Below are 23,076 nucleotides of genomic sequence, written 5' to 3'. Positions count from 1 at the left end.
GTAATAAAGTAGAAAACCTTACGTTATACTAATAAAGATGAAGAAGCAAACTGAATCTTAGTATCATTATATTAACGATCATAACAGTAACGCCTATGAAACAAGTTTTTACTTCCGAAGAAATGAGACCATCCAAAAGGACGATCAGCATTATCAAACAGATAGCATACACCTATCGAACGATCAAGAGGAATGGTAAGTACGAGGTGTACTGTCTTAACTAACGAACTCAAAATATGAAGACATTGGTATCACCATCTTTGCTTTCAGCCAATTTCCTGGATCTGAGAAGCGAAGTTGAAATGATCAATCAGAGTGAAGCCGACTGGCTCCACATGGACATCATGGATGGGGTATTCGTACCCAATATCTCTTTTGGTTTTCCTGTTCTTGAAGCCGTAGCCAAGGTTTGCAAGAAACCTCTTGATGTGCATTTCATGATAGCACATCCGGAAGAATACATCGAGCAGACTGCCAAGACTGGTGCCATGATGATGAATGTACATTATGAAGCATGTACCCACCTGCACCGTACCATCCAGCAGATTCATGTAGCTGGCATGAAAGCGGGTGTCACGCTGAATCCATCTACTCCAGTCTGCGTACTGGAAGATATCATCTGCGATGTAGATATGGTACTGCTGATGAGTGTAAATCCTGGGTTCGGAGGGCAGAAGTTTATTGAGAACACCATCAAGAAGGTGGAAAGACTGAGAAAACTCATCAAGGAATCACACTCCAACGCCCTCATCGAAGTGGATGGTGGTGTACAGGCAGAAACTGCCCCACGCCTGGCAAAGGCTGGAGTTAACGTACTGGTAAGTGGAAGTTACGTGTTTAAGAGCACAGATCCTATTTCCACCATCCATGCCCTTAAAGAATTGAAACAGCCAGAGGATTAAACCTCTGGAAATAACATATCCAATACTAGTCTAACTGAAGATATACGTCATGCTTCTTAGCCATTCTGCGAAGATTGAGAAGAGCATAGCGCATTCTTCCAAGACTGGTATTGATACTTACACCTGTAGCCTCAGCGATTTCCTTGAATGAGAGTTGCTGATAGTAGCGCATATACACTACTTCACGCTGTAAAATAGGCAACTGATCCATCATCTTTCTGACATCTGAAAGAACCTGGATATTAATCAAATTAACTTCTGCATTTGTTTCCAACAAATCTTCACCACTGATATTAGACAGATCATTGTCGTCATTCGATTCAACGACATACTTATAGCGCTGACCACGATACATATCCATCAAGACGTTATGGGCAATACGCAACAACCAACCTCCGAATTTTCCGTTTGCAGAATATTCGTGGTTCTGAAGTTTGCTTACCACCTTCAAAAACGTTTCCTGGAAAATGTCATTAGCCACCTCTTGATCACGCACAAAGAACATGATGTATGTAAACAACTTCACTTCATTGCGTGAAAGCAGTAAGTCAAAGGCACGATTGTTACCTTCGACATAAAGAAGGGCCAACTCCTCGTCGGTCAAATCTTGTAGATTTCTCATTTCTTAATCCTCTTATTTTTAATTAAGTAAATGTCTAATCAATAGGCTATTTTATTTAAGAATTGCACAATATAAGTTAATTATCGTTGGCAAAGATAATAAAATTCTGAGAAACCACCAAAATTTTAACATAAAAAAAGGTTGGTTACAGGACGTAGCCAACCAGAAATGAATACTTTGAAGCAAACGTCTTCAAAGTATTACGGGTGCAAATATACGTCTTTTTCCGATTATCACCAAACTTTTTTAAGGCAAAATCACTTTTTTAACATTGTGTGCGTGTACATTACAAAATAAAATCGTATCTTTGCAGTATCTTTATAAAAGATAAGGTTCTAAACCAAGCTAAATCAAATTTTAATATAAATCTACAAACAGAACAACAAGCATGAGACACTTAAAAACGTTGCTGCTTGCCTTACTTATCTTCCCTACCCTCGCTTTTGCATCGGGATGGAACGACCAGGAGTACAAGCAGATCGAACAAAGTATTCTAAAGCCTCAACTTCATGAGCGCCAGTTTGTCATCTCTTCTTTTGGTGCCAAGACCAATGCGTCTGCAGCCCAAAACCAGAAGGCTATCAACCGACTCATCTCTCTGGTATCCAGAAAAGGTGGCGGTAAGGTAATTGTACCGAAAGGAACCTGGAACACAGGGGCCATCGAAATGAAAAGTCATGTCAACCTCGTTCTCGAGGAAGGTGCAACGCTGAAATTCGCTTTCGATACCAATCTCTATCCACTCGTCCGTACCTCTTGGGAAGGTCTGGCTTGCTGGAACTATTCTCCATGCATCTATGGCTACAAGGTGACTGACATCGCCATCACGGGTAAGGGTACCATCGACGGTGGTGGTAACAACGAGACCTGGTGGCCTATGAATGGGCATCCACGTTTCGGTTATCAGGAAGGCATAACCAAGGAAGCACAGCGACTCGGCTCACGTGCCAAATTGCTGAAACAGGCTGAAGACGGTGTGCCTTTCGACGAAAGAAAATTTGGTAAGGGACAAGGGCTGCGCCCACAGCTCGTCAACTTCGTACGTTCTGAGCGCATCCTCATCCAGGGTGTCAAGATGCTCAACTCTCCTTTCTGGGTTATCCATCCACTGCTCTCCAAGAACATCACCGTAGATGGTGTGACCATCTGGAATGAAGGACCTAATGGTGACGGATGCGACCCAGAGGCTTGCGAGAATGTGCTCATCCAGAACTGTATCTTCCATACCGGCGACGACTGTATTGCCATCAAGAGCGGACGCAACAATGATGGTCGTCTCTGGAACCAACCTTCCAAAAACATCATCATCCGCAACTGTAAGATGGAAGATGGACATGGCGGTGTGGTTATCGGAAGTGAAATCTCTGGCGGATGCGAGAATGTATATGCCGAAGATTGCGAAATGGACTCTCCTCACCTCGACCGCATCCTGCGCATCAAGACCAACAACTGCCGCGGTGGTGTCATCAAGAACATCAACATGCGCAACGTCACTGTGGGGCAATGTAAGGAAGCTGTCGTAAAGATCAACCTCGATTACGAGCCAAAGGAGATCTGCTATCGCGGTTTTGAACCAAGCGTATCTCAGGTGTATGTGGAAAATGTAACCTGCAAGAAGAGCAACTATGGTGTGCTCATCGTTGGTCGTGACCAGGTAGAGAACGTAACTGATATCACCGTCAAGAACTGTAAGTTTGATGGTGTCATCAAACAGCCTGTCAAGATTACCGGCAAGACCCGTGATGTGAAGTTCGACAATCTCATCATCAACGGTTCCCTCGTTCTCAACAAGGAAGACCGTCCATACCAGGCATACAGCGAGTGGCTTACCCATAGCGAGATGAGCCGTGTGGCTCATCCATACCTGCTCGATTTCAGCAGCAAACCTAAGTGGAGCTATGTGATGGGCATCGAGATGGAAGGTATGCTCGACACCTATTTATATTATAAGGACAACAAGAGTACTTTCAAGGGCAAGGATGCTGAAGCCAACAATGAGGCTATCCTCAACTACCTGAAGGAATACCCTGCCAAGATGATTGACGAACAGGGCAATATCACTGGGTACAAGTACGAGGATTTCAATCTCGACAATGTTCGCACGGCTAAATTCATCCTCCGTATGCACAACCTCTTCCCTTCTGAGGGTACCGACAAGGCACTGAAGACACTCTTCAAGCAGTTGAAGAAGCAACCTCGTACCAAGGAAGGTGTTTATTGGCACAAAGCTATCTATGCCAACCAGGTTTGGCTCGACGGTATCTTTATGGGCTTGCCTTTCTACTGCAACTATGCGGTGCAGACCATGAAACCAAAGAAGGCAAAGAAATACCTCGATGATGCCGTTGACCAGATGATCAAGACTGACAAGCGTACATACGATGAGAAGACTCAGCTCTGGAAACATGCTTGGGATGAGACGCATCAGCAGTTCTGGGCTGACAAGGAAAATGGAAAGAGCCAGCATACCTGGGCAAGAGCCTTGGGATGGTATGTGATGGCAATGACCGAATGTCTCGATGCAATGCCAGAGGACTATGCCCGCCGTGGTGAAGTGATCGAACTGCTCAACAAGGCGATGGCAAGTGTCGTGAAGTATCAGGATAAGAAAACCGGTGTATGGTATGATGTGATGGACGTAAAGGATCCTCGCAACTATCTGGAGAGTACTGCCAGCAGCATGTTTGCCTTTGTACTTCTGAAGGGTTATCGCAAAGGTTACCTCGCAGAACAATATCGTGATGCCGGCATCAAGGCTTACAAGGGAATCTTGAAGGAATTCATCCAGGTGAACCCAGACAAGACCATCAGTCTGACCAAGTGCTGCAGTGTAAGCGGTCTCGGTCCTGGCGATGGTCCATACGTAAAGAAGCCAAACTATAAGCGTGACGGAAGCTTTGAATATTACATGAGCGAACCAATCCGTGACAATGACCCTAAGGGTGTAGGTCCATTTATCTGGGCAAGTTTGGAGATGGAACAGCAGGGACTAAAGGCAGAATAACTTGCTGATATAGAGCTACCTGAACGCACAGGAGAGTTGTAATACACAGAAAATTTAGAAAATACTGAGGTGGAAAAGGACTTATTAATGTTCTTTTCCACCTTTTTTTGTGCTTTTTGGTATATTCATCAAATTTTAATACGTTTTTTGAAACAACCAATTCATATTTTTACTATCTTTGCATTGTGTATAGGAATACACCCCATTCGATGTTCTTACACGGCACCATGTGGGTGTTAGGACTTTCACAAGAGATAATCAACTATATTACTAATTTTAAATCTTAAAGTTTATGAAGAATTATTTACGCTATGCATTTATCGCCGTATTGGCATTTATCGCCAACATGGCATTCGGTCAGGCTTACAAAACGTTGACATTCCCTGACGACAACAAAGCCACCAACGGAATAGGTGGTTACGACAAGACATGGACTGCTAAAATCGGTAAAGACACCTGGTCTATAGTTAACTTCAACAACAACAATTGGAAAAACAGTTGGAAATGGATAAAATGCGGTGGAAAGAAAGCAGCATTAGTAGGAACCATCACTACGGATTTTGCTATTGACGAAGCGATATCTTCTGTTGTAGTAGACATAGACAATATCGTAGCTGATCACGTAAACTCTATCAAACTCGAAGTTACATCAGACAAAGAAGGAAAAACAGTTCTCGAGACAGTCAACCTCGAAAAGATTGCAGCAGGAGACGCAGTCTTTACAATAAAGACTCCTAAAGAGAACTGCTACTACAAATTGGCAATTGATTGCAAAAAACATGCCTCAAAAAATGGTTTAGTAAGCGTAAAAAAGGTAGAATACTACAAGAAAGGAACAAGTCCTGACATTGTAGATATCTCCAACACACCAGAAACAGCTTATACTGTTGCAAAGGCAAAGGAACTGATTGATGCAGGAAAAGGTTTATCTACTGAGGTTTACGTAAAGGGTATTATCACAAGTGTCGGAACACTCAACACCCAATTCAATAGCTTATCATACAAAATTTCAGATAATGGTGAAGCAACCAACGAACTGGAAGTTTACAGCGGAAAATATTTTGGCGGAGAAGGTTTCACTTCTGCAGACCAACTCAAGGCTGGTGATGTTGTTATCATAAAGGGTAAGTTGAAGAAATTCAATAATAAATACGAGCTTGATATGAACAATCAGCTCTACTCTCTGAATGGACAGACAACAAATATCAAAGACATCACAACCGAGGCAACAGAAGCTAATGCTCCTGCTTACAACCTCGCTGGTCAGAAGGTAGGTAAGGAATACAAGGGTGTCGTTATTAAGGCTGGCAAGAAGTTTATCCAGAAGTAAAAGTAAACAAAATAATCTGATAGGATACAATTCCATTCATCAGATTCCCTAACATCAAATCCCAGTTTCACGTTGTAACAGACGAGAAACTGGGATTTTTTATTCTCTACATTCAATCACTACCATTCACACTTCATCATAACGCATCACTCTCTCATCTTTAAAACTGATAATCCTATGTAAACTAATTTTTCCATAAACTGCATTTTTTATTGAAGCCGAATTTTCTTCCCTGCCCAAGGAAAATTTATTGCGTGGGCAAGGAGAAATTATTGCTTGCCCACGCAAAAATGAAAGTGGGGTAAGGGTTGGAAAAACAGAACCGCTTGAAGAAAACTCATTTTGTCATAAAAATATATAAAAGAAAAGGAAAACTCCACTTATTACATATTTTATGCTTAACTTTGTCAAGATATTAGTTTCAAAACAAATTATCAGATAAAAAGAATCTAACAAAATAACATACTGAAACAAATGAAACAGAAAGTTTTTACACTATTGGCAGCTTCGCTCATCAGCGCAGCAGCCATGGCGCAAGCCCCTGCCTTTCCTGGAGCCGAAGGTCACGGAAGATACGTAACGGGTGGTAGAGGCGGAAAAATCGTACACGTAACGAATCTCAATGACAGCGGAACCGGCTCTTTCAGAGAAGCTGTCAAGTCTGGCAATAAGATCATCGTCTTCGATGTGGCTGGTGTGATTGCGCTGAAGTCTGACCTTAAATTCGCAGACAACATCACAATTCTCGGACAGACTGCCCCTTCGCCAGGCATCACCCTGCGCTATTATACGGTTCAACCGGGTAGCAACAACATCATCCGTTTCATTCGCATTCGCCGTGGACAGGAGAAGAACATCAACGACGGAGCTGATGCTTCATGGCAGCGCAACAAGACCGGCATCATCTTCGACCACTGCTCCTTCAGCTGGAGTATCGACGAGGTGGCTTCGTTCTATGACAACAACAACTTCACCATGCAGTGGTGCACTGTAGCCGAAAGCCTCACCAACCCTGGTCACTCCAAGGGTGCTCATGGCTATGGCGGCATCTGGGGTGGTAAGTTGGCAAGCTTCCATCATAACTTTGTAGCTCATCTCATGAACCGTGGTCCTCGATTCAATGGTGCCAGATATGGATGGACAGGCTATACTTCCAACAAGGAATACAGCACCTACAAATGGCAAAACGCCGTACAGGCAGAGAACGTTGATTTTCGCAACTGCGTGATGTATAATGCTCAAGGAACCTGCTATGGCGGTCCTGGTGGCGGACAGATCAATATTGTCAACAACTACTATAAGGCTGGTCCCAGCCATAGTTTGAAAGGTACAACTCTGAATGGACTCAAAGTAGATGTGAGCACAGGTAAAGAGCGAGGAAGCCAAGACCGTATCACACTTGTTACACTTTCTACACAGAGTAACTCCGACAAAAATCATCCAGAATTATACGACATGACCAGTCGTTATTACATTAATGGTAATACGACCGAGACCACCAAAGGCTCAAAAACTGCTAATAAAGACTGGAAAGGTGTCAGCTATGACAAGGGTATTCCAAGCCTAAACGGTGAATACTATAGTCCGGATGCCAACAACTTCTATGGCGATGCAGTGGCTCATACCACCATCAGCGGCAAGTCTTGTGTCAAGATTAAGATGGACGAACCTGCTCCAACAGGACAAGTAACCACCCACTCTGCTGCTGAAGCATACGAAAAGGTTTTAGCCTATGTAGGAGCATCCCTCTATCGCGACGAAATAGATGCTCGATACATGGAAGAAGCCAAGACGGGTACCGCTACTTACAAAGGTAGCATCACCAACTCTCCAGGTATCATCGACAAGGTATCAGATGTAAAAGGATATACGGAAGCGAACTTCGGAACCGGCACACGTCCTGCAGACTTTGATACAGACAAGGATGGCATACCTGATGAATGGGAAAAGGCGAATGGTCTGAATCCAAACGACGCTTCCGATGCCCTCACCTACTCGCTCGACAAAAAGGGTTATTATAAAAATATCGAAGTCTATGCCAACTCTCTGGTAGAGAATATCATGAAGGCAGAAAACCAGGATGCCCTTTCAGGAGTAGATGAGTATTATCCAACCACCATTTCCACCGGAATTTCTCAGATAGAGAATGACCAGGAAGTAGGCAATAACGCCATCAAATCCATCACCTACTATACCCAGAATGGTACAAAATTACCCACTCCCAATAAAGGAGTAAACATCAGAAAGATAGAATTGACGAATGGGACAATAAAGACTGACAAGGTTATCAAATAGGATAACCTTGTCGGAACCATACCATATCATAGAAAAAGATAGATTATATCGCAAGATAAAACAAATAAAAATCCCCTGCCAGCATATTGCCGACAGGGGGTAACTAAACTATATCCTTAAACCTATGATTAACCTTTTTACGCTTTCAAAAGGAAATTATTTATTAATGAACTTTTTACCATTCTTGATAACAATACCCTTAGCATCATTTGCAACTTTCTGACCTAAGAGATTGAATGTTGCGCCATCCTTAGAAGACTTTGGAGCTTGGATATCAGAAATGCCAGTAGTGCCAGCAGCCACGAATTCAAAACCATAGAAATTGATACTACCTTCTGGATAAGTGATAGACACATCACCCGCTTTTACTGCAACAGAGACAGCAGGATAAACTTTCTTAGCTACCTCTACTCCATCAACCAGCATGTTAACAGAAACAGCCTCTGACTCTAAGAGTATCTTATTAGCCAACTCGGTATCATTCTGTGTCAATATAACATTACGGTTTGTAGCAGAAGAAGATCCTGTACGAGCATATACTTTAAGAGTACCATCTGAAGGCAAAGTAAGAGTCAAATTATTGTTAGATGAAGACTTTCCACCAGATTTCAATCTTTTATCAAACTTCTGATAAGAATCAGCAGTACCAAAATAAGCCGAATTCGGATCTACAACAAGTTTATTTTTTGTATCAACAACAGTCAACACCAAACCTTTAGTAGAAAAAGTTGCAGGCACAGAACCAGCTGCATATTCAGTATCGAACGACAAAGTCTGGGCGTTCATACTTGCTGCCATAGCGACAGCGGCAATAAGAGTAAAGAATTTCTTCATAATCGTTACGTTTTAAGTTTATTAATCTGTAATTTGTTTGAATATTTAAGTTATTAGCTTATTTTCGCTTGCAAAAGTAACACATTATCTGATAAAATAGAACAGAAAAGTAGAGAAATCTCACGCAAACGATTACGTGCGTTTCACCGGTATCTTATATACATATTACAGATATTTGTTGTATTTTTGCTGCGTAAATCTACTTGAGCAAACAAGTAAACTACACAAGCATAAATATACAAACATCATAAATTTAAACCTAAAAGTAACAAACAATGAAAAGAAATCTACTGAGATTCGGACTGCTTAGTCTGTTACTTGTCTTTGCATGCATTGCAAAAGCACAAGATGTTACTGCTATTTGGGACTTCCAGAACAACAAGCCAGGAGGAATCAACGCAGCAACTAATTTTGAAGGCAAAACTGGTGAGGTAAACTCAACAATGGATGGCATCATTATGCGCGTTGATGCAACAACTGGCAAACTCACGGGAAGAACAAGTGATGCCCAGTTTAATGCAGGCACAAAACTTCAGATTCCAGTGAAGTCTGCCAAAGATGTAGTCACAGTGACAAGTTATCCTAACTATCACAATTATACGGTAGGTGGTATTGCAGCAACTACAGATGTAACAGAACACAAAGCCACTTCTGCAGAAGTAACTCAAGGCTATGTTGAAGTAATTGCAACAGCCACCAGTTACCTCTATCAGATAAAGGTAGTACAAGCAAGTGCTATTCAAGAAAAGGCACTCTACTCTACTGATTTCACCAACTGGAAAGAAATCGACCGCAGTAAAGTTACAGACGAAGTGGTAAACGTGAAAACCCTCTACAGCAAGGAGGAACTCAGCTTTACATTCAACGGTGTAGGTGTTTATCCAACAGGTACCAACACTAAGTTCCCAGAAGTTACCGGTTTCATGCAGACAGCCAAATATACTGACGAATACAAGGCTGCAGAACCTAACGTAGTAACATCTGCTTTGGCTAACATCACCAAGATTACACTGCACCAGGCTGCTACCGGCGGCAAACGTGGTATCAAGGTTTCTGTCAAAGGTGACGGCGATGAAGACTGGGTAGTAATCCACAACGTATCTATCGCAAAAGCAAGTGGTGAGGATCTGACACTCGACGTAAACCGCACCAATTGTCAGATCAAGTTTGAGAACTTTGCTCTCGGTCAGAACGCTTACGTTACCGACCTGACTATCTATGGCAATGTAGATATGAGCAAGACTCCAATGCTCGGAAGTTTCAGCCTCAACGGAGAAAAATATCAAGCAGTAGATATCTTCAACGAGGATGCTACAGGCAAGCAATTGGCAACTATTCTTGTCTCAAAGAAGGCGAATCTCATTTCAGAGACCAACCCTCTGACAGAAATCACAGCAGACAACGGAACCATCAAGAGTACAACCTATACTACTACCGGAGAGGGCAACAATCAGAAAACAGTCATTTCAATCGTGGTAGAAGCTAATGGTGATGAAGCAATATACGAGTTGACTGTAGGCTTCAAGCCAGACTTCACCCTCACCTATTATGATATAGACGAAACAACAGCTATCGGCACCCAAAAGGTTGAGCAGGATGCTACAATCGCTTCTTTCGATAAAGAGGCAGAAGGAAAGGTGACCGTAACTGACGGAAAGAAATTCCGCGGCTGGGCAACATCTGTAAAGCAGGATGAAAAGAAATATACGACATCATCAGTGATTACATCAGATACAAAACTCTATGCAGTCGTTACCGACATCGAAACAGCCAACACAACAGCTCGCTACGACTTCAATCTTCAGAAGGAAGGTTTCTGTGCAGACGACCATGAAGCATTCTGTGTAGAAGGCAATGGTAAATGGCACGATAAAACACATGGCTGGACTTTTGCTGCTGGTGACAAGATTAAAATCTTGATGGGTGGCAAGGGTTACCTCAAATTGGATCTCTGCCAATATTCAACCACAGGCGAAATCACATTGACAGACCCTAAAGGTAATAAGATTGCAAGTGTAGAGGCTAAGGCAAACAAGGATGGTATCAGCACAATCCTGCAGAACAGCTCTACAGAAAGTGGCGAGTACACACTTACATTCGCCGTTAATGCTTACCTCCACAGCCTTAGCATTGTGAACATGACAGAACCAGCCTATGCTCAAGATGGTAACTGGTACACAGTAAAGGCAGGCGATGCAAAGAGTTTCAGCACAACATTGGAAATCGTCAATGCAGCTAACGCAGCAACAGACGCTCCACGTTCATACATTTTCTTACCAGACGGAACATACGATTTGGGAGACAAGTGCCTCACTCAGATTAGCGGTAACAACATCTCTATCATCGGTGAGAGCATGGACAAGACCATCATCGTCAACAAGCCTGCTATCGAGAACGAGGGCATCGGTACCACCGCTACCCTTCTCAACACAAGCAACAACCTCTATATGCAGGACGTCACCCTACAGAATGCACTGGAATACTACAAGAGCGGTTCAGCCGGTCGTGCTGTCTGCCTCCAGGATCGTGGTACCCAGACCATCTGCAAGAATGTGAAGATGCTCTCTTACCAGGATACCTACTATAGCAATGAGCCAAACGGCAAGGGCCAGTTCTACTTTGAGGATTCAGAGATTCACGGCACCGTGGACTACGTTTGTGGTGGCGGCGATGTATATTTCAACCGTGTACTCTTCGTAAACGAGAGTCGCAAGGAAGGCGAAAAGTACGGTGAGGATGTGATTGCAGCTCCTAACAGCAAGAGTGAATGGGGATACATCTTCAAAGATTGTACCATTGAAAACAAAGCTGCAAACTTCAGTCTTGGTCGTTCATGGAACAATATCACCCGTCTTACCTGGCTCAACACAACCGTGAACCAAAAGGATGAGATTCTGAACGATGACAAGAAGTACGCTTACTTCACCATCAACGCGATGGGCGATGCGATGGCAGACAAGTTTCGCCTCGACGTATTGAAGGACGCAGAAGGTAACGTATTCTCTCCTGCAGAGAAGAAAGTAATCTTCAAGAACTCTGGGGCTACTCAGCAGAAGGCAGAAGAGAACATTATCCTGACTGCTGAAGAAGCAGCAACATACACCCTCGATGCGGTATTCGGCGACTGGAAACCAGAAGCTAAAGCAGCTCAGGCTACTGCCACGGCCACAACATTAAAGGACGGCAAACTTTCATGGACTGGTGATGCAAAAATGTATCTCGTAGCAAAAGACGGAAAATTCTATACGCTGACTACAGAGAATTCATTGATTGTAAATGATGACAAAGCATCCTTCACAGTTCGTGCAGCAAATGGTATGGGTGGCTTCGGTACTGCAAACGGCACTGTTAGTACAGGAATCAATAGCACCATGACAACAGCAACAACAGTCATCAAGACAGCAATCTTTGCAGCTGACGGCACTCAACTCTCTAACCTCCAGAAAGGCATCAACATCATCGTAAAGACTTTCAAGGATGGAAGCAAGAAGACAAGCAAGGTGATTGTCAAGTAAGCTAAATTTGAAGATGTTGTTTGAAAGCAACGTAAAATCATAGTTAATCCCCAACAAGAGGACATCGGAAGAAGTTCGATGGATTCTTGTTGGGGATTTTTATGTTAACGGAAACACTATAAAAGAAACTTTTTGGAGAGAACTTCGAAAACGTTTACGTTATTTTTTATATAAAAATCTATTGTCAGATAAATTAATATTCGTATATTTGCACAGAATTATACAATATTTCACTAATCTAACCAAAATAAATGTATGTCTGGTAATTCAAACAAAAAGAAAATTGCGTTAGCAGGTGCATTGATGTTCTGTGTAACGAGCATCTCAGCGCAGACCGTTAAGGGCGTTGTTACTGACAATACGGGCGAACCTATTATCGGCGCATCTGTCATGGAGGTAGGTGTAGCAGGTAATGGTGGCGTGACCGACATTGATGGTAACTTTACCGTAAACTTGAAAGGCAAAGGTAACAAACTGAAGATTACTTACATCGGTATGAAATCTAAGGAAGTGAACGTTGCAGGTAAAACTAACATTACTGTAAAACTTGAAGACGAAGCAAACAGCTTGAATGACGTAGTCGTTATCGGTTACGGTACTGTAAGAAAGAAGGACCTTACAGGTTCTGTTTCTTCTATCAGCGATAAGCAAATTGCCAACATTCCAGTTTCTAACGTAAGCGAGGCGATGACCGGTAAGATGGCGGGTGTGAACATCACCACCACAGAAGGTTCACCTGATGCTGACGTGAAGATTCGCGTGCGTGGTGGTGGTTCTCTTTCACAGGACAACTCTCCTCTCTACATCGTTGACGGTTTCCCAGTAAGCTCTATCAGCGACATCGCTCCAAGCGAAATCCAGAGCATCGACGTATTGAAGGATGCTTCCTCTACAGCTATCTATGGTGCCCGTGGTGCCAATGGTGTTATCATCGTTACAACCAAGAGCGGTTCTGAGGGTAAGACTCAGGTAAACTTTAATGCATCTCTCGGCTACAAGAAGGTTACAAAGTTGATCAAGACTCTTGACCCTTATAACTTTGCATACTCTCTTTATGAAGTTGGTGCAACAAACTATGGTAACTACAGCGACCTCGATATCTGGAAGTCTGTAGAAGGTACAGACTATCAGGACGAAGTATTCGGTCGTACTGGTAACCAAAAGCAGTATAATGTAAGCGTTAGCGGTGGTACTAAGGATATCAAGTATAACATTGGCTTCTCTCATAACGACGAGAAGAGTATCATGCTTGGTTCTGGTTATGCAAAGAACAATGTAAATGCTAAAATCAATGCCAATTTGAACAAGTGGTTGTCATTAGATTTCAATGCTCGTATGGCATTCACCAAACTTGATGGTCTGAATGGTGGTGCTGACACAAATGAAAGCAACGCAGCCAACTCTATCGTTGCCAATACCGTAAAGTTCTGGCCAGTATATCCTCTTACAGATAGCGATGAGGACGAGGAAAACTCAACATCAGTAGAACGCAATCCTATCGAGCGCATTTATGATTCTTATAAGTATCAGGAGCGTTTCCAGCAGAACTACAACGTAGGTTTGAACTGGAAGCCTTTCAAGAATATCACCTTACGCTCAGAATTTGGTTATCGCTGGGATTACAACAATACCGATCAAGTTTGGGGTTCTAATGCCACAACCAATTCAAAGTACGGCTACAATGGTCAGCCACAAGCTGTGTTTACTAAGGTAAGCAAGAAGAACTGGCGCAATGCCAACACTATCACTTACGATAACAGCAAGCTTTTCGGAGGCCGTGACCATATCAACGTATTGTTGGGTCAGGAATGGAGCAGCAGCGAGCAGACTACAAGAAATGCCATATCTGTTGCTTACCCAGCATCTTTTGGTATTGATGACGTTTTGTCAAATACTGGTGCAGGTACTGCCCTTCCAAACGAAGGAACAATCGCTGCCGATGAGAACATCCTCTCATACTTCGGTCGTATCAATTATACATTGAATGATAAGTATCTGGCAACATTCACTATGCGTGCTGATGGCTCTAGTAAGTTTGGCAGCGGCAACCAGTGGGGCGTATTCCCATCTTTAGCTTTGGCATGGCGTATGTCTGATGAATCATTCCTGAAAGGTGCTTCTAAGTGGCTCTCTAACTTGAAGGCTCGCTTGAGTTTCGGTACTGCCGGTAACAACCGTATCAATTCCGGTTTGATTTCTACCGTATACTCTATGGCTAACAACACATCAAAGGCTCCATTCTTTGATGAGAATCGTGGTTCAATGTTGGAGCATGGAACTTATCTCTATAACCCTAACCTGAAGTGGGAAACAACTGTTACCCGTAACTTCGGTATCGACTATGGTTTCTTTAACGGACGTATCAGCGGTACTTTGGATTTCTACTGGAATACCACTAAGGACCTCTTGATGCAGACTTTGATTCCATCAAACACAGGTTATAGCTACCAGTTCCAGAACTTTGGTAAAACTTCTAACAAAGGTGTCGAGTTAGCACTCAATGCTGTCATCGTAGACAAGAAGAAGTTTGGTTTGAACTTCAACTTCAATGTTTCTTACAACAAGAACAAGATTGATGAGTTGAATCTTGAGAATCCATGGCAGAGCAGTAACTGGAGTGGTTCAACCATCTCTAAGTATGAAGACTTCCGTGTAGAACAGGGCGGCCGACTTGGTGAACTCTGGGGTTACAAGATGAATGGTTACTATACAGTATACGACCCAGCTACAGGCACTGGCGACTTGGTTCTCAATGCCAAGGGTAAGTGGGAATTGGCTGATGGAGTAAAAGACAAGAGCAAGGACATCTTCGGCGGCACCTACTACCCTGGTGGTCCTAAGGTACAGTGCGACGAAAATGGTAATCCTATCAAGCAGCGTCTTGGAAATACCGTTCCTACAACAACTGGTGGTTTCGGTTTCGACGGTCACGTAGGCAACTTCGACTTCAATGTGTTCTTCAACTACTCTCTTGGCAACAAGATTGTAAACGGAACCAAGCTGGCTAACGCCTTCTATTCAGGTTCTAACAAGAAGTACAACCTTGTAGATGACTTTACCCTCGACAAACGTTACACATGGATTGACCCTAACAATGGTTTGAACCTTGGTAAGATTTCTACTTCAACCATCACAACATATGGTGGCACAGAAGAAGTTATGGCTCGCTTGAACGAGTTGAACCAAGGCAAGAGCATCTACAATCCAGCTGCCGTTACAGCCATGCAGTTGACTGATTATGCTGTAGAAGACGCTTCATTCCTGCGTTTGCAGAACGTAACTATTGGCTACACATTGCCAAAGACCTGGTTGAAGAACATCTTCATCAGCAACGTACGTATCTACTTCACCGGCTACAACTTGCTTTGCATGACAAGCTATAAGGGTTATGACCCTGAAGTTGACACAAGCAGCAAAAAGAATCCTATGACTCCAGGTATCGACTACGCAGCATACCCTAAGAGCCGTACATTTGTAGGTGGTATTAATGTAACATTCTAAAAAAGTAACAAAGAACATGAACAAGATATTTTCAAAAGTCTTGGTAGCTTTGGGAGCTGCAACATTGGTTTCTTGCTCAGACTTCCTTGATCAGAAGTCACCTTCTGAGTTGGAGAACTCTAATGTATATGGTTCTACCTACTACACAGGCTTACGAGTAAACAAGATATATGGCGGTTTGACTCAAGACCGTACATACTCTCAGGACCTCGCCATCGTATGGAACCTGAACAGCGACATCGAATTGGTGGATGGTCTTGGAAGTGACGCTACTAACGCTACAAGTGAGCGTGGTAACATGAACTACAATGCCGATCCAGGATGGTCTAAGATTGCTGGCGTGTGGGATGCACTCTATGGTGTTATTGAAGACGCAAACGACGTTGTTGATGGCGTAAAAAACAGCGACCTGTACCAGAATGGTAGCAAGTCAGACAAAGCAACAATGGGACGCTATCTCGGAGAGGCTTTAACACTCCGTGCACAGTGCTATCTCGACCTGGTACGTTTCTTCGGTGACGTACCTTTCAAGGCAGAGTCATCAAAATCAGACCTTTCCAATGCATACCTTTATAAAATGGATCGCGACAGCATCCTTGACAGCTTAATGGTAAATCTTGATGAAGCCATAGAACTTCTTCCTTGGGCAGGTCAAGAAGGATACACTACAGAGCATGCAACCAAGGGTTATGCACATGGTCTCTTGGCACAGATTGCCTTGACACGTGCAGGATATGCTATCCGCGAAAAAGCGAAGGAAGGCTACGAGACTGCAACTTACACAGACGCAACCTACCCTACACAGCGTCCAGGTGCCGCTAAGTGCAAGGAACTGTATGAGATTGCACTCAAGCATCTCAGTGCTATCATCAAGAGTGGTTCACACAAATTGAATCCATCATTCGAAAATGAATGGTATCTCTTGAACCAGCTGACTCTTGACAAGACCTATCAGGAAAATCTCTTCGAGATACCTATGGGTAGCAACGTTACTGGTGAATTGGGTTATACAGTTGGTGTACGCTTGAATGGCGTTACTACAGAATATGGTTATAGTAACTCTTCTGGTAAATTGAAGTTGACAGCGCCTCTCCTCTACTCTTACGACAAGGCAGACCAGCGTCGTGACGTTACAGTAGCAGCATTCGAGATTAAACAGGATGGTAAGAAGACAGTAGAGAGCATGCTTGGCAACGCTCCATTTGGTCTTTACTGCGGTAAGTGGGATGCTCGCAAGATGAACGACAAGTGGTTGTCAGACAACTTGAAGGCAACAGCTAAGCACACCACAGGTATTAACCCTGTCGTGATGCGCTACTCTCAGATTCTGCTTTGGTACGCTGAGGTTATGAACGAGTTGGTTGGTCCTACAGGTCGTTATGATGGTGACGCAGGTATGACTGCACTTCAGGCTCTTGCAGAAGTTCACGACCGTGCTTTCAGCGACAAGGCTTTGGCAAACCACTACATCAACAACATTCCTAAAACCAAGGAAGGTCTGTTCGAAGCAATCGTACAGGAGAACGCTTGGGAGTTTGCTGGAGAAGGTTACCGCAAATGGGATTTGATTCGCTGGAATCTCTTGGCTCAGAAGATTCAGGAGTTCAAGGATACTTATATCCAGGACTTGACTGACAAGAAATATCAGGAGAAGATTTACTTCAACTATACTGATGACACAAAGACCAAGATTGACATGAGCAGTGTAACTTGGTATGGTCTCGCCGGAGATGAGTCTGAATCAGACTTTACTGGTAGTGCAGATAGCTTTGGCAAGTCTAGCTTGACAAGCGGCAAGGATACTCAGGTAAACACTAACTTGCCTTCTATCAGCAGTGGTCTTGTGGGCGACAATGTACCTGTTAAGAACAGATACCTCATGCCTATTGCATCTACCACAATCTCTGCATCAAATGGTCATTTGTACAATTCTTATGGCTATAACGATTAGTACGAACTGTTAATAATAGAAACAAGATGAAAATAAAGAATATATTTGGAATGTCATTGGCCTTCTTGGCCATGACACCAATGGTTTCTTGTACAGATAAGAACGACTGGGATGTTGACAGTACTCACGACCGCTTGTTTGGTGTCAAGAGTTCTGCTTTGTCTGTTGACACAGATGACGACCAACCAACCAAGATTGCAGTCAACTTTTCTGCGTATGACAAGAACACTGAATACTACATCGTAGAGTTGAGCACAGACTCTCTTTATGATGATGTACCTATGGGAGGTGAGAACGCAAGAATCTTCGGTGAAGACAAGAGTATCACATCTGCTCCTGTTGACATTAACAACCTGGAAGAATACACCAAGTACTACATGCGTGTAAAAGCCATGTCTTCAACCAAGGCTGAATCAAAATGGGTATATTATAAGGATGGCGACTCTTTCCGTACTCCAGGTATCCTTCACGATGTTTTGGAGAAAGACCGCTTGGACGATAATATCCGCTTGACATGGATTCCAGGTTCTAACGTAACCACTCTTCGCTATACTTATAAGGATAGCGAGGGAGAAATCCAGACTGAGGACATCGCTCTGACAGATGCTGACCGCGAAGCTGGTGAGTATAAGATAACAGGTTTGAACTCAAATCGTTCATATACATTTAGCTTACTCAATGGAGAGAAAGTTCGTGGTTCCAAGACTGTGAAGACAGCCAAGGGATTACCATCTGCCGACTACATTGTAAAACTGAATGAAGCCCGTACTGTCATCACAAATGAGGACATCGAAGAGTGGGCTAATAAGGCATTCGAGAAGATGGAAGGTGCTTCTAATGTATCTATCACATTAGGTATCCCTGCTGGTAAGACTATCGACTTGGGTACTTCAGAAAAGGCAATCAGCATCCCAGAGGGTGTTTCTATTTCATTCTTCGGTAGAGCTGGTGAAAAGGCAACACTGAATGTAAAGAAGTCTGTATCTGTAGCAGGAAATCATGGTTACATCAGCTTTGAACACGTAAATATTGATGGACTTCAGAACACAGATGAAGGCATTTCAGGCTGCCAATATTTTATCAATGAAGATAAAGCTTGCGATATCGATTCTTTGGGATTCACAGAATGCAACATCAGCAACATGGAAAGAGCACTTGTTAACTTCAAGGCTTCTTCTGGTCAATCAGTAAACCAGCTTATCATTGACAATTGTATTTCAAATAATCATGGTACAGGTGGTTATGCATTCATTTGCATGAACAAGGGTATAGACAAGATTAACAACATCAAGTTTGTTAACTCTACATTCTCAAACATAAGTCTTGGAAAGAGTAGTGTCTTCGATTTATCAAAGGCGAAATCTTCTACAACCATAGACATAAATGCATGTACTTTCTACAATGTAGTTGGCGCAGATGGCTATTTCATCAATGCAAAAGATGCAAAACAAGGAATTAAAATTAAGATGAATAAGACAATCCTTGCAAAGACAGCCAATCCAAATGCTAGAGGTATCCAAGCTTGGGATTTGGACGCTAAGAAGAATGGTGTAGTAAAACCTGATGCAACAGCTACATACCAGACCACAGACTTCAGTTTCTACAAAAACTCTTTTGAAGTTAACAAACTTGAAGTAGCATCTGGCTCAGCGTTCAAAAATGCAACCAATGGCGAATTCTATCTCAAAAACTCAATCTTGGAGAAGGAAAAGGTAGGTGACCCACGTTGGATTAGATAAATTCAATCAAACTATCATATTAAAGTGCAATGCCCACACCGGGCGTTGCACTTTTTTGTTTCTCTCCCTCTCCCCCACCATTCACAAAACTTTTTTTGTTAATTTCTTGGAAGTTACAGAAGAAAAGCGTATCTTTGCAGCAAGTATTAAGACTAACAAGAAATGACAATGAACGGAGAAAACTATATAAGATTCGACTGGGCGATGAAACGTCTGCTGCGCAACAAAGCTAATTATGTTGTGCTTGAAGGTTTCCTGTCTTCATTACTTGGAAAGAAATTTAAGATTCACCGCTTTCTGGAAAGCGAAAGCAACCAAGAAGACGAGGACGATAAATATAACCGAGTAGATATTCTGGCAGAAAGCGAAAACGAGCAGTTGTGCATCATTGAAGTACAAAACAGTCGAGAGCAAACCTATTTCCATCGCATGCTCTATGGAGTTTCTAAAGCGATAACGGAATATATTGGTCTTGGCAAGCCATACGAAGCTGTCCGCAAGGTGTATTCCATCAACATCGTCTATTTTGAACTGGGACAAGGCAAAGATTATGTTTACCATGGCAAAACCGAGTTCGTCGGTGAACACGAACCACATGATACACTTAAACTCTCCATCCGACAGAATGAGAAATTCTTTGGCATCAAAGATGATAAATTGGAGTTAAGGAAGAGTCCTGGTGACTTGTTCCCAGAGTACTACATACTACGTGTCAATGATTTTGACAAGGTAGCAACTACTCCACTTGACGAATGGATTGAATTTCTAAAAACAGGTTCTATCAGTTCAAAAGCCACTGCTGCAGGATTACCAGAGGCACGCGAACGTCTGCGTGTAGATTCACTCTCTCAAAAAGACAAACAAGCCTATTTCCGCCATTTAGAAGCAGTTAGGCACATGAAGAGCCTCTTCGATACCAGCCGTGACGAAGGATATCAAGATGGTCTAACAGAAGGAAGAATCGAAGGAAGAGCTGAAGGAAGAGCTGAAGGAAGAGCTGAAGGAGAAAAAGAAAAGACCAAAGAAATCGCGCTCAGACTTCTTGCTTTAAATACACCATTGGACATCATTTCCCAATCTACAGGATTATCTATAGAGGAAATCAAAAAGTTAAATTCATAAACACATAGAAAGTGCAATGTTCGACTTGAGCGTTGCGCTTTTTTTCTACTACGCAATCGTTTTCGTATTATTTTGAGATGATTATACCTTATTTTATAAAGAATAGTTGTAATTTTGCCACAAATAAAATTTAGCCTAAATTACAATGAGAAAATCAATCATCAAAACTATCGTGCTTTCAGCACTCTTGGCTCTGCCAGGCATTGCCAAGTCCCAGACTTTTACTGGTATTACTTCTGAGCAAAATGCCCAGAATACTCCTGAAGGATGGACTGCAGTTGAGTTACCACAATTGCCAGCCATCACATCAGCAAATACGTTTAACATCAAAGACTATGGTGCATCTACATCGGCAGCAGATAACACCAAAGCTATTCAGAAAGCCCTGGATGCTGTTCCTAATACTGGCGGTATGGTCGTAATACCTGCGGGTACCTGGATGTTTGGCAGCACAGACCAGATGACCAGCAAGACCGAAGTGCTCAGCATCAAGGCGAAGACCATCCTTCATCTCAGCGCAGGTGCCACATTGAAGCTCGTGGAATACGGCAAGGCTCCTAACACAAAGATTGTCTTCATCGGCGGAAAGAACAAGGGCAAGAACGTTACCGACGTTGTTATCGAGGGTGAAGGTGAAACTTCTGTCATCGACGGTCAGGGTGCACGCTGGTGGCTCGCTAGAGAGAATGGTGAAACCTTCAATCCTGGTGCAATGATTCGCTTCGAGCAGGGCAAGCACTTCCTGCTCCGCCACTTCAAGATTCAGAATACTCCGGGTGTAAACATCACCATCAGCAACAGCGGTAAAGCTAGCCATGCTACCATCCATGATGTAACCATCAGTGAACCTTCATCTGAAGCTGGCAAGGGAAAGGCATCGCATAACACCGATGGAATCTCTATCTGGGGTCCATACGTTAATATCTACAACTGTAACATCAGCAACGGCGATGACAATATCGTTTGCGACAATGATGCACAGTACATCCATGTCTGGAACTGCAAGTTCGGTACAGGACATGGTGCTTCTATCGGTAGCTACACCAAGAACATCAAGCATGTATGGTTCGATAACATCACTATGAACGGTACAACTGCTGGTATCCGCATGAAGACAGGTATTAATAGCGATGGTACACTACGTGGCGGTGGCGAGGAAGACTGGAAGTTTACTAACTTCACCATGACCAAGGTAAAGAATCCACTCTCTATCGACTGCTTCTACGACAAGAACTACAATAGCGATCCTGCTGTAGATAAGGCAAACGCAAGAGCGGTAGATGGCACTACCCCAACCTATAATGGTATTTATCTGCAGAATGTAAAGACTACAGATGTTTGCGATGGGAATGCCATCTTCCTGGTAGGTCGCCCTGAGAGCCACATCAAAAACGTGACACTCGACAACGTACAGATATCAGCCAAGAAGGGTATCGATATCCGTTTCGTGGATAATCTCGTATTCAAAAACAACTCCAAGATTACAGTAAGCAGTGGTGCTATCTGGCTTCAGAAATATGATTCATCATGGACAGATGAATGCAATGCAACCTCAACAGGTTCTACGGTTACAGATACAAAAGGTCCTTTCACTTTGAACTCAAAGACCTTGACTGACGGCACAAGTTCAACTGCGACATTCAGCAATAGTTTCTCCATCAGCAACGAAAAAGGAAAAAAATATGATATTGGTTCTGGTACAAACTACATCAAGTACAGTGCAAACCAATACACCATCATTATTCCTGATGGAGTAAAGATAACCAAGATGGATATTGAGGGTCGCAACAACTATTCTGATGCAGATGCCTATATCGGCGAGATTAATGGTACAAGCTATGATGCAACAGCCTATGCCTTCCCAAAGGACAAGAGCGTGAAGAACTATACAGTGGAGTTTAATTCTCCTGTAGAGCACACGTTGACCTTCACACCGAAAGTAAAACAATGCATTTTGGCATTTACTCTTTATACTGAAGCAACCAACTCTATAGCTGGTATCACATTAGATAATAAAAACAAGGCGGACAACAACGTCTATGACCTCAGTGGTCGCCTGGTAATCAAGAACGCTTCTACAAGCGATTTGCAGGCTCTCAACAAGGGTATTTATATCCACAACAACAGAAAGTACATTGCAAAGTAATATAAAACACTATATCACTCAAACAAAGTCCCCCAGCCTATCAATTTTGGCTGGGGGATTTTGTTTGAGTAAAATGTCTTACTACAGAAAAAGTGTACACCATTTTAACTTAAAA

General features: G+C 42.9%; 12 protein-coding genes. 10 read left to right on the top strand and 2 right to left on the bottom strand.

All coding sequences use genetic code 11. The annotated features are described in order from the left end of the window. The first annotated feature begins 236 nt into the window (after positions 1 to 236). Positions 237 to 902: a ribulose-phosphate 3-epimerase gene (gene rpe / locus DW917_RS11030; protein ID WP_118118704.1), complete on the top strand. Its 666-nt coding sequence runs from the start codon at positions 237 to 239 to the stop codon at positions 900 to 902. A 25-nt stretch (positions 903 to 927) separates the two neighbouring features. Here the strand turns inward: rpe and DW917_RS11025 are convergent, their stop codons facing one another. Continuing rightward, complete coding sequence (locus DW917_RS11025; RefSeq protein WP_118118702.1) at positions 928 to 1,524, bottom strand: RNA polymerase sigma factor; 597 nt, start codon at positions 1,522 to 1,524, stop codon at positions 928 to 930. Between the two features lie 388 nt (positions 1,525 to 1,912). Between DW917_RS11025 and DW917_RS11020 the strand changes: the two genes are divergently transcribed. The 3 genes from DW917_RS11020 to DW917_RS11010 all read left to right on the top strand — a co-directional run bounded on the left by DW917_RS11020 (position 1,913) and on the right by DW917_RS11010 (position 8,153). After that, positions 1,913 to 4,528: a glycoside hydrolase family 88 protein gene (locus tag DW917_RS11020; protein WP_118118699.1), complete on the top strand. Its 2,616-nt coding sequence runs from the start codon at positions 1,913 to 1,915 to the stop codon at positions 4,526 to 4,528. Between the two features lie 292 nt (positions 4,529 to 4,820). Continuing rightward, positions 4,821 to 5,858 carry a hypothetical protein gene (locus DW917_RS11015; protein ID WP_118118697.1) on the top strand — a complete coding sequence of 346 codons (1,038 nt, stop codon included), beginning with the start codon at positions 4,821 to 4,823 and terminating at the stop codon, positions 5,856 to 5,858. A 474-nt stretch (positions 5,859 to 6,332) separates the two neighbouring features. After that, a complete protein-coding gene (locus DW917_RS11010; protein ID WP_118118695.1) occupies positions 6,333 to 8,153 on the top strand; it encodes a thrombospondin type 3 repeat-containing protein in 1,821 nt (606 codons plus the stop codon). A gap of 156 nt (positions 8,154 to 8,309) precedes the next feature. On the opposite strand, the gene DW917_RS11005 is transcribed toward DW917_RS11010, so the two are convergent. After that, positions 8,310 to 8,987 carry a hypothetical protein gene (locus DW917_RS11005; RefSeq protein ID WP_118118693.1) on the bottom strand — a complete coding sequence of 226 codons (678 nt, stop codon included), beginning with the start codon at positions 8,985 to 8,987 and terminating at the stop codon, positions 8,310 to 8,312. Between the two features lie 275 nt (positions 8,988 to 9,262). Between DW917_RS11005 and DW917_RS11000 the strand changes: the two genes are divergently transcribed. The 6 genes from DW917_RS11000 to DW917_RS10975 all read left to right on the top strand — a co-directional run bounded on the left by DW917_RS11000 (position 9,263) and on the right by DW917_RS10975 (position 22,961). Further along, on the top strand, positions 9,263 to 12,502 hold the full coding sequence (locus DW917_RS11000) for a pectinesterase family protein (RefSeq protein ID WP_118118691.1): 3,240 nt from the start codon (positions 9,263 to 9,265) through the stop codon (positions 12,500 to 12,502). 255 nt (positions 12,503 to 12,757) lie between these two features. Next, on the top strand, positions 12,758 to 16,003 hold the full coding sequence (locus tag DW917_RS10995) for a TonB-dependent receptor (protein WP_118118689.1): 3,246 nt from the start codon (positions 12,758 to 12,760) through the stop codon (positions 16,001 to 16,003). A gap of 16 nt (positions 16,004 to 16,019) precedes the next feature. Then, positions 16,020 to 17,954, top strand: a complete 1,935-nt coding sequence (locus DW917_RS10990; protein ID WP_118118687.1) for a RagB/SusD family nutrient uptake outer membrane protein — start codon at positions 16,020 to 16,022, stop codon at positions 17,952 to 17,954. A gap of 26 nt (positions 17,955 to 17,980) precedes the next feature. Next, positions 17,981 to 19,693, top strand: coding sequence for a DUF5123 domain-containing protein (locus tag DW917_RS10985; RefSeq protein WP_118118685.1), 1,713 nt, complete (start codon positions 17,981 to 17,983; stop codon positions 19,691 to 19,693). A 162-nt stretch (positions 19,694 to 19,855) separates the two neighbouring features. Further along, positions 19,856 to 20,815: an Rpn family recombination-promoting nuclease/putative transposase gene (locus DW917_RS10980; RefSeq protein WP_233524710.1), complete on the top strand. Its 960-nt coding sequence runs from the start codon at positions 19,856 to 19,858 to the stop codon at positions 20,813 to 20,815. Positions 20,816 to 20,960: 145 nt separating this feature from the next. Then, on the top strand, positions 20,961 to 22,961 hold the full coding sequence (locus tag DW917_RS10975; protein ID WP_118118683.1) for a glycoside hydrolase family 28 protein: 2,001 nt from the start codon (positions 20,961 to 20,963) through the stop codon (positions 22,959 to 22,961). Positions 22,962 to 23,076 lie beyond the last annotated feature (115 nt).

Origin of the sequence: Prevotella sp. AM42-24 (assembly GCF_003461825.1) — a bacterium.
GTDB lineage: Bacteria > Bacteroidota > Bacteroidia > Bacteroidales > Bacteroidaceae > Prevotella > Prevotella hominis.
This window is presented reverse-complemented; position numbering and strand designations above follow the sequence as displayed.